9 protein-coding genes and 1 tRNA gene are annotated in these 13,392 nt (G+C 57.3%); 9 read left to right on the top strand and 1 reads right to left on the bottom strand.

Going from position 1 to position 13,392, the window contains the following annotated elements; genetic code table 11:
• Positions 1-86: 86 nt before the first annotated feature.
• On the bottom strand, positions 87-1,295 hold the full coding sequence (locus HMPREF2891_RS02835) for a pyridoxal phosphate-dependent aminotransferase (RefSeq protein ID WP_070663824.1): 1,209 nt from the start codon (positions 1,293-1,295) through the stop codon (positions 87-89).
• A 178-nt stretch (positions 1,296-1,473) separates the two neighbouring features.
• Here HMPREF2891_RS02835 and HMPREF2891_RS02840 point away from each other — a divergent pair.
• From HMPREF2891_RS02840 to HMPREF2891_RS02880, 9 genes are all read left to right on the top strand, one after another.
• Positions 1,474-1,546, top strand: a tRNA-Trp gene (locus HMPREF2891_RS02840).
• 29 nt (positions 1,547-1,575) lie between these two features.
• On the top strand, positions 1,576-1,815 hold the full coding sequence (gene secE / locus HMPREF2891_RS02845) for a preprotein translocase subunit SecE (RefSeq protein ID WP_034500361.1): 240 nt from the start codon (positions 1,576-1,578) through the stop codon (positions 1,813-1,815).
• Positions 1,816-1,926: 111 nt separating this feature from the next.
• Entirely contained in the window at positions 1,927-2,694 is a 768-nt protein-coding gene (gene nusG, locus HMPREF2891_RS02850; RefSeq protein ID WP_034507033.1) for a transcription termination/antitermination protein NusG, read from the top strand.
• Positions 2,695-2,880: 186 nt separating this feature from the next.
• Positions 2,881-3,312 carry a 50S ribosomal protein L11 gene (gene rplK / locus HMPREF2891_RS02855; RefSeq protein ID WP_016444150.1) on the top strand — a complete coding sequence of 144 codons (432 nt, stop codon included), beginning with the start codon at positions 2,881-2,883 and terminating at the stop codon, positions 3,310-3,312.
• A gap of 70 nt (positions 3,313-3,382) precedes the next feature.
• The gene (gene rplA, locus HMPREF2891_RS02860) at positions 3,383-4,078 is read left to right on the top strand and encodes a 50S ribosomal protein L1 (protein WP_016444149.1); all 696 of its coding nucleotides are present in this window, start codon (positions 3,383-3,385) and stop codon (positions 4,076-4,078) included.
• A 293-nt stretch (positions 4,079-4,371) separates the two neighbouring features.
• The gene (gene rplJ / locus HMPREF2891_RS02865) at positions 4,372-4,893 is read left to right on the top strand and encodes a 50S ribosomal protein L10 (protein WP_034507028.1); all 522 of its coding nucleotides are present in this window, start codon (positions 4,372-4,374) and stop codon (positions 4,891-4,893) included.
• Between the two features lie 87 nt (positions 4,894-4,980).
• On the top strand, positions 4,981-5,367 hold the full coding sequence (gene rplL / locus HMPREF2891_RS02870; protein WP_070663825.1) for a 50S ribosomal protein L7/L12: 387 nt from the start codon (positions 4,981-4,983) through the stop codon (positions 5,365-5,367).
• Between the two features lie 405 nt (positions 5,368-5,772).
• The gene (gene rpoB, locus HMPREF2891_RS02875) at positions 5,773-9,213 is read left to right on the top strand and encodes a DNA-directed RNA polymerase subunit beta (protein ID WP_374048018.1); all 3,441 of its coding nucleotides are present in this window, start codon (positions 5,773-5,775) and stop codon (positions 9,211-9,213) included.
• Between the two features lie 120 nt (positions 9,214-9,333).
• Positions 9,334-13,251, top strand: coding sequence for a DNA-directed RNA polymerase subunit beta' (locus HMPREF2891_RS02880; protein ID WP_070663826.1), 3,918 nt, complete (start codon positions 9,334-9,336; stop codon positions 13,249-13,251).
• Positions 13,252-13,392: the final 141 nt, after the last annotated feature.

Consider the following 13,392-nt stretch of genomic DNA (forward strand, 5'->3'; position numbering starts at 1 on the left):
TTACGCTCGGCCAGTGCAAGTGCGTGGCAAGAAGAATGGTGGCCAGAGTCCCACAAGCGGGTCTGGCCACCATTGAAAGGAAGCGGTTAGTTCTCGCCGTTTATAAGCTTCTTGATGCGAGTTACGCCTTCTACAAGGTCGTCGTCGCCTAGAGCGTAAGAGAGGCGAATGAAGCCGGATGGGCCAAACGCTTCTCCCGGTACTACCGCAACTTTGGCCTCGTTCAGGATCACTTCGGCAAGGTCAGCGGAAGACTCGATCTTCGTACCTGCAATCTCGCGCCCAATAACGCCTTCAACGGAGGGGTAGCAGTAGAACGCGCCCTTCGGAGTGGGAACTTTGAACCCGTCGATTTGGCTGAGTAGTTCCACCATCTTCTTGCGGCGGCGGTCAAATGCTTGCCTCATGTCTTCAACGGCGGCGAGGTCCCCGGACACGGCTGCGAGGGCAGCTCGTTGGGCAACGTTGCACACGTTGGAGGTGAGGTGGGATTGGAAGTTGGACGCGGCCTTGATGACGTCTGCCGGGCCAATCATCCAGCCCACACGCCAACCGGTCATGGCGTAGGTCTTGGCAACACCGTTCATAACGATGATGCGGTCAAAAAGCTCGGGCACAAGCTTTTGCAGGTGCGCGGGTTCCGCATCGTCATAGAGGAGGTGTTCGTAGATCTCATCGGAGAGGATCCACACGTCGTTTTCTAGCGCCCAACGGCCGATGGCTTCGGCTTCTTCGGGAGTGTAGACGGAACCGGTGGGGTTAGACGGCGAGCAGAAGAGGAGCGCTTTGGTGCGTTCGGTGCGGGCCGCTTCGAGTTGCTCGACGGTGACTTTGTATTCCTGTTCGGCGGAGGCAAAGACCTCAACGGGAATGCCTCCGGCCAGGGTGATGGCTTCGGGATAGGTAGTCCAGTATGGGGCGGGAAGTAGAACTTCGTCACCCGGGTCGATTACGGCTGCAAAGGACTGGAATACAGCTTGCTTGCCGCCGTTGGTGACCAGAATGTTCGTTTCGGGGTCCACCTCAACGCCGGAGTCTCGCAGAGTCTTTTCCGCGATCGCGCGGCGCAACTCTGGCAGGCCCTTGTTGGCCGTGTATTTGTGCATGGCCGGCTCATTCGCGGCGGCAACGGCGGCCTGCACGATGTAGTCGGGGGTGGGGAAGTCGGGTTCGCCCGCGCCGAATCCGATAACGGGTTCGCCTGCGGCTTTAAGTTCTTTTGCGCGGTTTGATACTGCGAGGGTGGCTGATGGCGCAATGGCACCCAGGCGTTTTGATACTCGATTTTTGCTCACGTGCTAAGCCTAAACACTGAAGCTCGGGATTAGTAGGACGGGCCCGATTACTGGACGGCACGTGATGAGCCACTGTTATTTGTGTCGCAAAGCTGGCACTGGAGGGTGACAGTTGGACTTGGTAGCCGTGTCGGGTTATGCTTGACGTCGCACATATTCGCTTGCCGGGTATGAGCGTAGGGCAGTGGCGCAATTGGTAGCGCACCGGTCTCCAAAACCGGCGGTTGTGGGTTCGAGTCCCGCCTGCCCTGCTCTTTGTAGTTTATGCAGGAGGAAGAAGATGTCAGACCAGACGAAGTCTTCGCAGAACCCAAACGTCAAGGAAGACTTGAACGTTTTTGGTCGCATCTTGCTGTTCATTCGCCAGGTCATTGCCGAGCTGAAGAAGGTTATTTGGCCTAGCCAGGAAGAATGGTGGACCTATTTCTTGGTCGTGCTGGTATTCGTGGTTTCGATCATGATTTACACAGGTCTGCTTGATTTTGCGTTTGGCCAGTTGAGCGTTTGGATTTTTGGATAGTAAATCCCGCGCTTATGCGTTAAACTCATATCGTTGATAGACACACCCGAGGCTCCGCCCAGGGTGTGTTACTTTTTTAGCCTATTTAGGAAGTGTTCAAGGAGGTCCTAGGTGGATCAGGAAAGCACTGAAGAGAAGTTTGAAGGCGAGCAGGCTCCAGAAGTCGCGTCCGAGGCCGTAGAGGAGTCAGTTTCCCAGGAGGTTGTGGAAGAGGCCGCAACTGATGGGGAAGCGCCTTCCGCGGAGGCCACTTCGGCTCCAAGCGAGGAGACCGAGGTTGTTGATCCGATTGAAGCTAAGCGCGAGGAGTTGTCCTACTTGCCGGGTGATTGGTATGTCATCCATTCTTACTCGGGGCATGAGCGCCGCGTGAAGGCTAATCTTGAGCAGCGCGTGGTTTCGCAGAATGCTGAGGATTGGATTTACCAGGTTGAGGTTCCGATGGAGACCGTAACGGAACTGACGAAGGCCGGTAAGAAGAAGCAGGTTGATCGCGTGCGCATTCCGGGCTATGTGCTTGTGCGCATGGAGATGAATGAGAAGTCTTGGCGCGTGGTCAAGGAAACTCCTGCGGTTACGGGATTTGTGGGCGATGCTCGCGATCCGGTTCCGCTGTACCTCGATGAGGTCGTTAATATGCTCGCCCCGATGTGGGTTTCGAAGGCGCAGCAGCAGGAGACGGCCGAGGTAGTGACTGCTCCGGCGATCACGTTCGAGGTGGGTGAGTCTGTCACGGTTAAGGACGGCCCGTTCGAGAACATGCCGGCTACGGTTTCAGGAGTCTTCCCGGAGCAGCGTAAGCTCACGCTCTCGATCATGATTTTCGAGCGCGAAACTCCGATTGAACTCAACTTTGATCAGGTTGAGAAAATCGACTAGTCACCATCTGGGTGATGTGTCCCACGCCGTCTGGCTTTAGAGGCGGCGTGGGCGTTATGATTATCGATCGTGCACCCTTTCAGCATTCGTGTGCCCAAAATCGGTTACACGAGGGTTGAGAGGGGACACTGCCCAAATCTGCGACATGGCAGTTTGGAAAGTTGACAAGTAAAAGGACCCAATTTTATGGCACCGAAGAAAAAGGTTGTCGGCCTGATTAAGCTCCAGATTCAGGCTGGCGCTGCAACCCCGGCTCCGCCGGTTGGCCCAGCTCTTGGCCAGCACGGCGTGAACATCATGGAGTTCACGAAGGCTTACAACGCGGCTACTGAGTCTCAGCGCGGAAATATCATTCCGGTTGAGATCACCGTGTATGAAGACCGTTCGTTTACCTTCATCACCAAGACCCCTCCGGCGGCTCAGCTCATTAAGAAGGCTGCTGGCGTCGCAAAGGGCTCTGGCACCCCGCACACCACGAAGGTGGGCTCGCTAACGCAGGCTCAGGTTCGTGAGATCGCGGAACTGAAGAAGGAAGACCTTAACGCGAATGACGTTGATGCGGCTATGAAGATCATTGCTGGCACCGCTCGTTCCATGGGAATCACGGTTGAGGCCTGATTCCACTAACTATTTCGTGGCAGGGCAATAGCCGCCCACAGACACCACAACTGCAAGGAGAAACGCAGATATGGCTACTCGTTCAAAGGCTTACCGCGCAGCGGTCGAGAAGATTCACCCCGGTGAGTTGTACGCTCCGCTCGACGCGATGAAGCTAGCTAAAGAAACTTCGACCACCAAGTTTGACGCGACCGTTGAGGTTATGTTCCGCCTGAGTGTGGATCCGCGTAAGGCTGATCAGATGGTGCGTGGCACCGTCTCTCTTCCGCATGGCACCGGTAAGACCTCCAGGGTCCTGGTCTTTGCCGTTGGCGAGCGCGCTCAAGAGGCGCTCGATGCTGGCGCGGATGAGGTTGGCGGCGACGAGCTCATTGAGAAGGTTCAGGGCGGTTACACCGACTTTGATGTCGCTGTTGCTACCCCGGACATGATGGGCAAGGTTGGCCGTCTGGGCCGCGTGCTTGGTCCGCGTGGTCTTATGCCAAACCCGAAGACGGGCACGGTAACGATGGATGTTGCGAAGGCCGTTAAGGAAATTAAGGGCGGTCGTATCGAGTTCCGTGTTGATAAGCACTCGAACCTCGCGTTCATCGTTGGCAAGACGAACTTCACCGCTGAGCAGCTCGCGGAGAACTACCGCGCGGTGTTCGACGAGATCATTCGTCTGAAGCCGGCTTCCTCTAAGGGCCGCTACATTAAGAAGGCTACTGTTTCGACAACCATGGGTCCTGGTATCCCGTTGGATGTCGTGGTTAAGACTGCTTAATCTAGCTTCAAACACGTGACTGGCCCCGGTTTTACCGGGGCCAGTTTTCTTGTTAAACCGCTCATATTTGCCTTCTTTTGGTGTTTTCGTGCTTGCACTTGTAGCCGCGGCTGGGTAGCCTACTTGGTAGCCAAAGACCGTTGGTACCTCATTGAGGTGTAATCCAGATGGAACCTGCGCAGGTGAACGAGTGAGACTTTTTGTCTGTCCCCGTGTGCCTTGCGCGCCGGGGATCTTTTATTCCCCGCTCCGGGTTTGTTCTGGGCCGGCGGATGATCACGGAAGGAGGGCCCATGGCAAGGCCTGACAAGGAAGCTGCAGTTGCAGAGCTAGTGGAGCGTTTCCGCTCTTCGTCTGCTGTTGTGCTGACTGAATACCGCGGCTTGACCGTTGAGGAGATGAAGACCCTTCGTCGCTCGATGGCTGGTAACGCGCAGTACTCCGTGGTGAAGAACACGCTGGCCACCATTGCTGCGAAGGAAGTTGGTTTCGACTTCCTGGAAGAAGACCTGGTTGGCCCAACCGCCATCGCGTTTGTAAACGGCGAGGTCGTTGACGCTGCGAAGGCTTTGCGTGACTTCGCTAAGGAGAACCCCGCACTGGTTCTGAAGACCGGTGTGATGGAGGGCGCGAAGCTCTCCGCTGATGATGTTAAGAAGCTCGCTGACCTTGAGTCCCGCGAGGTGCTGCTGGCCAAGACCGCCGGCGTCCTCAAGGCTGGAATGTCCAAGGCTGCGTTCGCTTTCGCCGCACTGCCTACCAAGACTGTGCGCACCATCGACGCCCTGCGCGAGAAGCAGGAAGAAGCGGCCTAAGGCCACCCCGGATTCCCGGTACCGTGCCGAGGTCCATCAAACTGACATCTGCTTCTACAGCAGGAATAAATGGAAGGAAGTGCCAAAATGGCAAAGCTCACCGCTGAAGAGCTCATTGATGCTTTCAAGGAACTAACCCTCGTTGAACTGTCCGACTTCATCAAGAAGTTCGAGGAAGAGTTCGATGTTGAGGCTGCCGCTCCGGTTGCCGCTGTTGCTGCAGCTCCGGCTGCTGGTGGCGACGCTCCGGCTGCTGAGGCTCAGACCGAGTTCGACGTCGTTCTTGAAGCTGCTGGCGACAAGAAGGTCCAGGTCATCAAGGCTGTTAAGGCCATCACGGGCGAGGGCCTGAAGGACACCAAGGACAAGGTTGAGGGTGCTCCGACCACCATCCTTTCTGGTGTTTCGAAGGAAGACGCTGAGAAGGCTAAGGCTGACATTGAGGCTGCTGGTGGCACCGTCACCGTTAAGTAGTTTCTAACTCAAGCTACTAAGGAGCGCGCGGGGTTTCCCGCGCGCTCCTTTTATTTTGGCAACGACGCATTAGTGGGTCTGATTCGCGATGTCGTTTTCAACTGCTCTGGTGGTGGGCGGCATGCTACACGCTTTGGTGAAAGTGATGAACTGCACGCGCCGAAAGGTAGAGTTTCGTAACTCCTCTTAGATATTCTGATCATTACGCCTGTATCCGAGGTGTACTATGCCTGCACGCAATTAATGAATGCGCTGAGCGTGGGTTGGGTATAGATCACACGAGGGGTTCGAGGCGTGCGCGCTGATTATTAGTAAAGCAGGGAAGGATCCCCTTTGGCTGCACAGAGCGAATCTGCCGCAAAGCACACGAATAAACGAATTTCTTTCGCGCAGTTGCGCGAGCCGATGCAAGCGCCAAACCTCCTTAGCCTCCAGGTGGAGAGCTTCGAGTGGCTTCTTGGAACTGACGAGTGGCGTGAGCGGGTTGAGAAGGCAAATGCTTCTGGCGCTCAGAAGCTACCTACAACCTCGGGGTTGGAGGATATCTTCGCGGAGATTTCTCCGATTGAAGATGTCGGCAACACGATGGCACTGGACTTCCGTGAGTTCCATTTTGAACCGCCGAAGTACACCGTTGAGGAGTGCCGCGAAAAAGACAAGACGTATGAGGCTTCGCTGTATGTTCAAGCGGACTTCATGAATCAGACTACGGGTGAGATCAAGTCGCAGACGGTGTTTCTTGGCGACTTCCCGCTCATGACGGAGCGTGGCACCTTCATTATTAACGGTACCGAGCGTGTGGTTGTGTCCCAGCTCGTCCGTTCTCCGGGCGTCTACTTTGAGGCCGCCGCGGATAAGACTTCGGACCGCACCATCTACTCGTCGAAGATTATTCCTTCGCGCGGCGCGTGGCTGGAGTTTGAGATTGATAAGCGTGACGCCGTTGGCGTGCGTATTGACCGCAAGCGTAAGCAGCCGGTGACGCACTTCTTGAAGGCGCTGGGTATGACCGAGTCGGAACTTCGCGTTGAGTTCGAGGACTACCCGGTTCTGCTGGAGACCCTTGAGAAGGACACGGTCACCACTCAGGAAGAGGCGCTTACGGATATTTACCGTAAGATCCGTCCGGGTGAGCAGGTTTCGGCTGAGGCCGCGCAGAATCTGCTGAATAACTTCTACTTCACGCCTAAGCGTTACGATCTGGCTAAGGTTGGCCGTTACAAGATCAATAAGAAGCTTGGTCTTGAGGCTGATCTTGACGAGTCCACGCTTCGCCTTGAAGACATCGTTGCTACGGTCAAGTACTTGCTTGCGCTACATAAGCGCGGTAATGCCAGCGGCCGTGAGCGCGATCAGATCCAGTTCCCGGGCATGCGTGGCGGCGAGCCGGTTCTGCTCCCGCTTGAGGTTGACGACATCGACCACTTCGGTAACCGTCGTATCCGCGCTGTGGGTGAGCTCATTCAGGCGCAGGTTCGCACCGGTATGGCGCGCATGGAGCGCACCATTCGCGAACGCATGACCACGCAGGATATTGAGGCGATCACCCCGACCTCGCTGATCAACATCCGCCCGGTCACAGCTGCTATTAAGGAGTTCTTCGGAACTTCGCAGCTGTCGCAGTTCATGGATCAGAACAACCCGCTTGCTGGCCTAACGCACAAGCGTCGCCTCTCGGCTCTTGGTCCGGGTGGTCTGTCGCGTGATCGCGCCGGCATGGAGGTTCGTGACGTTCACCCGTCTCACTACGGCCGTATGTGCCCGATTGAGACGCCTGAAGGTCCAAACATTGGTCTTATTGGTTCGCTTGCAACCTACGCGCGTATCAACCCGTTTGGTTTCATCGAGACCCCGTTCCGCGTTGTGCGTGATGGCCAGGTGACGGACGAGATCCACTACCTGACGGCTGATGAAGAGAACGCGCATCCGATCGCACAGGCTTCGGCGGCGCTCGATGAGAACAATCGTTTCGTTGACGATTCGGTGGTCTGCCGTATTGCGGGCGAGGACCCGGCACTGGTTCCGGTTGAAGAGATCGACCTTATGGACGTGTCGGCACGCCAGATGGTGTCGGTTGCCACCGCGGCTATCCCGTTCCTGGAGCACGATGACGCTAACCGTGCTCTCATGGGTGCAAACATGCAGCGCCAGGCCGTGCCGCTACTTACCACGGAAGCTCCGCTGGTGGGTACCGGTATTGAGCGCCGCGCCGCTATGGACTCCGGCGAGATGGTGACCGCGAAGCGTGCCGGTGTTGTAACCGAGGTTTCTGCTGATCTCGTTGTCGTTATGACGGATGAGGGCGGCTCGGATTCCTACCGCCTGGAGAAGTTTGGCCGTTCAAACCCGGGTAACTGCACCAACCAGATTGTGGCAGTTAACGAGGGTGACCGCGTTGAGGTTGGCGATCTGATTGCAGATGGCCCGGCAACGCAGGGCGGCGAGCTGGCACTGGGTAAGAACCTGCTGGTTGCGTACATGTCGTGGGAAGGCCTCAACTACGAGGATGCGATCATTTTGTCGCGTCGCGTTGTGCAAGATGACCTCCTCACGTCGATTCACATTGAGGAATACGAGATCGCAGCCCGCGAAACGAAGCTGGGTTACGAAGAGATTACCCGCGACCTCCCGAACGTTTCTGAGGATGCGCTCGCGGATCTCGATGAGCGTGGCATCGTGCGTATTGGTGCCGAGGTTGAGGCTGGCGACATCCTGGTTGGTAAGGTCACCCCGAAGGGTGAGACCGAACTGACGTCGGAAGAGCGCCTGCTTCGCGCAATCTTCGGTGAGAAGGCGCGTGAGGTTCGCGACACGTCGATGCGCGTGCCGCACGGCGAGTCGGGCATCGTAATTGGTGTTCGCGAGCAGAACGCGGATGAGGATGACCTGCAGCCGGGCGTGCAGCAGAAGGTGCGCGTCTACGTGGCTCAGCGCCGCAAGATCACGATCGGCGATAAGCTGGCTGGTCGTCACGGTAACAAGGGCGTTGTGTCGAAGGTTCTCCCGGTTGAAGACATGCCGTTCCTTGAGGATGGCACGCCGGTTGACATTATTTTGAACCCGCTGGGTGTTCCGCCGCGAATGAACCTGGGTCAGGTCTTGGAGTACCACCTCGGCTGGATTGCCGCGATGGGTTGGGACATTTCCGAGGCAGTGAAGAACGGCGAGAACTGGGCGAAGTACATTCCAGAAGAGGGGATTAAGGCCCCGGCTCGTACGAATGTTGCTACGCCGGTGTTCGACGGTTTGGAGCCGGAGGCTTTGAAGGGCCTGCTTTCGTACACTCTGCCTAACCGTGATGGTGATCGTCTGATTGACGAAAGCGGTAAGGCGCAGTTGTTCGATGGCCGTTCCGGTGAGCCGTTCCCGGGCCGCATTGCGGTTGGCTACACGTACATGCTGAAGCTGCACCACCTGGTGGATGACAAGATTCACGCTCGTTCAACGGGCCCGTACTCGATGATCACGCAGCAGCCGCTTGGTGGTAAGGCACAGTTCGGTGGCCAGCGCTTCGGTGAGATGGAGGTGTGGGCGCTTGAAGCTTACGGCGCCGCCTACGCTCTGCAGGAGCTGCTCACCATCAAATCGGATGACATGCAGGGTCGTGTTTCGGTTGTTAACTCGATCGTGAAGGGCGAGGACATCCCGGAGCCGGGTATTCCTGAGTCTTTCCGCGTCCTCATGTATGAGATGCGTTCGCTGTGCTTGAACGTTGAGGCTCTTGACGCTTTCGGCAACGCGATTGATCTTGCTACCCAAAGCGATTCGGCGCGTTCGGCGTCGGAGGAGCTCGGCATTACGCTCGACACTCGTCCGAATGCGGGCGCGCTGCTTGACGACATTTAGTCCGCCTACCCGCCACCTCGGTTTTAGGTGGTGGCGGGAAGGCGCCTTTGCCGCTCCAGCGGGCGGCAGGGGAGCCGGACCATCCAACGCTGGACCCGGTGTACTACAGAAGGAAACACTTTGATCGACGCCAATGCTTTCGACAAGCTTCACATTGGACTGGCGACTCTTGACGACATCCACGAGTGGAGCCACGGCGAAGTAAAGAAACCAGAAACGATCAACTACCGTACGCTCAAGCCGGAAAAGGACGGTTTGTTCTGTGAGCGTATTTTCGGTCCTACGCGGGACTGGGAGTGTGCGTGCGGTAAGTACAAGCGCGTGCGTTACAAGGGCATCGTGTGTGAGCGATGCGGAGTTGAGGTAGCGCGTGCGGACGTGCGTCGTGAGCGCATGGGCCACATTGAGCTTGCCGCTCCCGTGACACACATTTGGTACTTCAAGGGCGTTCCGTCGCGCCTTGGATACCTGCTTGATCTTGCACCGAAGGATCTTGAGAAGGTCATTTATTTTGCGGCCTACATGATCACTGAGGTTGATGAGGAGGCTCGCCGCGAGGATCTGCCGACCCTGCGTAACGAGCTTGAGGTTGAGCGCAAGAACATTGAGGCTCGCCGCGAGGCCGACATTAATGCCCGCGCGGAGGCTCTTGAGGCCCGTCTTGCCGAGATGGAAGAGAAGGGCAACAAGCAGGAGACTCGCGACCGCGAGCGCCGTGCTGGTGAGCGTGACATGAACGCGATCCGTCGTGGCTACGAGCAGAGGCTTGCCCGCCTTGAAGAGGTGTGGGATAAGTTCATGAACCTGCAGGTCGGTGACCTGGAGGGTGACGAGCTCATTTACCGCGACATGCAGGTTCGCTACGGCATTTACTTCAAGGGCGCGATGGGTGCGGCCGCTATTCAGAAGCGTCTGCAGTCTTTCGATCTTGAGGCTGAAGCTGAGGCTCTGCGCGAGATTATTGCTACCGGTACCGGTCAGCGTAAGACGCGTGCGCTTAAGCGTTTGAAGGTTGTGAACGCGTTCCTCACTACGGATAACGTTCCAGAGGCAATGGTTCTGGACGCTATCCCGGTGATTCCGCCGGACTTGCGTCCGATGGTGCAGCTTGATGGTGGCCGCTTCGCGACCTCGGACCTCAATGATCTGTACCGCCGCGTGATTAACCGCAACAACCGTTTGAAGCGTCTTCTTGAGCTGAACGCTCCGGAAATCATCGTGAATAACGAAAAGCGCATGCTGCAGGAGTCTGTGGATGCCCTGTTTGACAATGGCCGCCGCGGCCGCCCGGTCTCCGGTCCGGGTAACCGTCCGCTGAAGTCGCTGTCCGACATGCTTAAGGGTAAGCAGGGTCGTTTCCGTCAGAACCTTCTTGGTAAGCGCGTGGACTACTCGGGCCGTTCGGTTATTGTGGTTGGTCCGCAGTTGAAGCTTCACCAGTGTGGTCTGCCGAAGCAGATGGCGTTGGAGCTGTTCAAGCCGTTCGTTATGAAGCGTCTGATTGAAAAGAAGTATGCCCAGAACATCAAGGCCGCGCAGCGTAAGGTTGATCGTTCGCGCCCCGAGGTGTGGGACGTTCTCGATGAGGTTATTCGCGAGCACCCAGTGCTGCTGAACCGTGCGCCTACGCTTCACCGCCTTGGCATTCAGGCGTTTGAGCCGCAGCTTATTGAGGGTAAGGCTATTCAGCTACACCCGCTGGTTTGCGGCGCGTTCAACGCTGACTTCGATGGTGACCAAATGGCTGTGCACCTTCCGCTTGGTGCGGAGGCGCAGGCTGAGGCGCGCGTCCTCATGCTGTCTTCGAACAACATTTTGAAGCCGTCTGATGGTCGCCCAGTGACCATGCCGTCGCACGACATGATCATTGGCTTGTACCACCTCACGCTGAACCCGGATTCGTCGATCCCGGTTCCGCGTAATGAGGAGACGGGCGAGCCGATCCTGCCTCACTTCAGCTCTGTTGCCGAGGCGATCATGGCATTTGACCGCGGTGACCTGCACCTGAATGCGCGCGCGATTATTCGTTTCACGGATATTGTGCCGCCGAAGAACTGGGTTGCTCCGGAAGGTTGGAGCGAGGGTGATCCGATCGAGCTGGAAACCTCGCTTGGTCGTGCCCTGTTCAACGATCTTCTCCCGGTGGAGTACCCCTACGTTGAGGCCGTTGTGAACAAGAAGGTTCTCGGCAGGGTTGTCAACGACCTTGCGGAGCTTTACCCCAAGGTTCTGGTTGCCGAGTCGCTTGACGCGCTGAAGGCTGCGGGCTTCTACTGGTCTACCTGGTCTGGCCTCACCATTGCGTTTGATGACATCATGACGCCGCCAAATAAGGGTGAGATTCTTGCCCAGCACGAGGCAGCAGCAGCACGGATTCAGCGCGACTACGAGATCGGTAAGATCACGGAAGACGAGCGTTACAACGCGCTGGTTGAAATCTGGACCACTGCAACTCGTGAGGTTGCAGACGCGATGGAAGAGGCGTTCCCTGAGCGCAACAACCTGTTCCAGATGGTTGATTCGGGTGCTCGTGGTAACTGGGATCAGGTGCGCCAGCTGGCCGGTATGCGTGGCCTCGTGTCGGACCCGAAGCAAAAGCTTATTGAGCGTCCGATTAAGGCTAACTACCGCGAGGGCCTCACGGTTCTGGAGTACTTTATTGCAACCCACGGTGCTCGTAAGGGGCTTGCTGATACGGCTCTTCGTACCGCTGACTCCGGCTACTTGACGCGTCGTCTTGTTGACGTGTCGCAGGATGTCGTAGTGCACGAGGAAGACTGTGGCACCCGTCGCGGTATCAACATGGATATTGCGGAGCTGGACGAAGAGGGCAAGGCGCACCGCCTCGACACTGTTGAGACCACTGCTTACGCGCGTACGCTCGCGGCTGACGCGAAGGACGCGGACGGAAACGTGGTTGCTGAGGCAGGTTCGGATGTGGGCGACGTCTTGATCGACAAGCTCGTGGATGCGGGCATCACCACCATTAAGGTGCGTTCGGTGCTCTACTGTGAGTCCGCTACGGGTACGTGTGCGGCCTGCTACGGCCGTTCGCTTGCGTCGGGCAAGCGCGTAGACATCGGCGAGGCCGTGGGTATTATCGCGGCACAGTCGATTGGTGAGCCCGGTACTCAGCTGACGATGCGTACCTTCCACACCGGTGGTGTTGCATCGGCTGCGGATATTACGCAGGGTCTGCCGCGTGTGCAGGAACTCTTCGAGGCTCGCACCCCGAAGGGTGAGGCAACGATGGCAGAGGCAGCGGGCAAGGTCCACATCGATGATACGGATCCCACCAACCGCAAGATTGTGATCACTCGTGATGATGGCGAGGCCGACCTTGTGGTTGAGGTTTCGCGTCGCCAGGAGCTCCTCGTGGAGGAGGCCGAGCACATCGCGGTTGGCACGAAGCTCACCACGGGTCGTCTTGACCCGAAGAAGATGCTTCGCATCCGCAACAAGTCGGAGACGCAGCGTCAGCTGGTTGATGAGGTGCAGGAAGTGTACCGCTCGCAGGGCGTGGACATTCACTCCAAGCACATTGAGGTGATTGTTCGTCAGATGCTGCGTCGCGTCACGGTTCTGGATGATCCGGGCGACACCGAGCTTCTGCCCGGTCAGCTTGTTGACGAGGTCGATTTTAAGCGCATCAACCGTGCAACTGTGGCTCAGGGCGGTCGCCCGGCTGCGGGTCGTCCGGAGCTGATGGGTATCACGAAGGCTTCGCTGGCTACTGATTCGTGGCTTGCTGCGGCTTCGTTCCAGGAGACCACGAAGATCTTGACTGAGGCTGCTATTAGCGCGAAGTCGGATCCGTTGATTGGTCTGAAGGAGAACGTGATTCTCGGTAAGCTCATCCCGGCCGGTACGGGTCTTGCACGCTACAACAAGATCCACGTGGAGCCCACGCCAGAAGCGATGGCCAACGCGGATTACGTTGAGGCTGATTTCCAGGTTGGTGAGGTCGATGAGGCGTTCCTCGCTTCGCTCGACTCAATCGATTTTGGAGCTCCGTTCTCGGATAGTGACTTCCGCTAATCCGGTTTGAAGCGCATTTAGATTTCGCCCCCTCTGCGGAGGGGGCGAAACTAATTCATCAGGCGCGGTGGGGCGGGGAGGGGATCCCTTGGCGTTTGCATTGTTAGATCCGGCACAATGGGCCCGGGTAAAAGGCCTCGG

This window comes from Actinomyces sp. HMSC065F11, from assembly GCF_001813085.1.
Taxonomy (GTDB): domain Bacteria; phylum Actinomycetota; class Actinomycetes; order Actinomycetales; family Actinomycetaceae; genus Gleimia; species Gleimia europaea.

Bases quoted from the DNA above. Each gene is read 5' to 3' on its own strand.
- rplL (WP_070663825.1), top strand. From the start codon at position 4,981: ATGGCAAAGCTCACCGCTGAAGAGCTCATTGATGCTTTCAAGGAACTA.
- rplA (WP_016444149.1), top strand. From the start codon at position 3,383: ATGGCTACTCGTTCAAAGGCTTACCGCGCAGCGGTCGAGAAGATTCAC.
- rplK (WP_016444150.1), top strand. From the start codon at position 2,881: ATGGCACCGAAGAAAAAGGTTGTCGGCCTGATTAAGCTCCAGATTCAG.
- secE (WP_034500361.1), top strand. From the start codon at position 1,576: ATGTCAGACCAGACGAAGTCTTCGCAGAACCCAAACGTCAAGGAAGAC.
- rplJ (WP_034507028.1), top strand. From the start codon at position 4,372: ATGGCAAGGCCTGACAAGGAAGCTGCAGTTGCAGAGCTAGTGGAGCGT.
- rpoB (WP_374048018.1), top strand. From the start codon at position 5,773: ATGCAAGCGCCAAACCTCCTTAGCCTCCAGGTGGAGAGCTTCGAGTGG.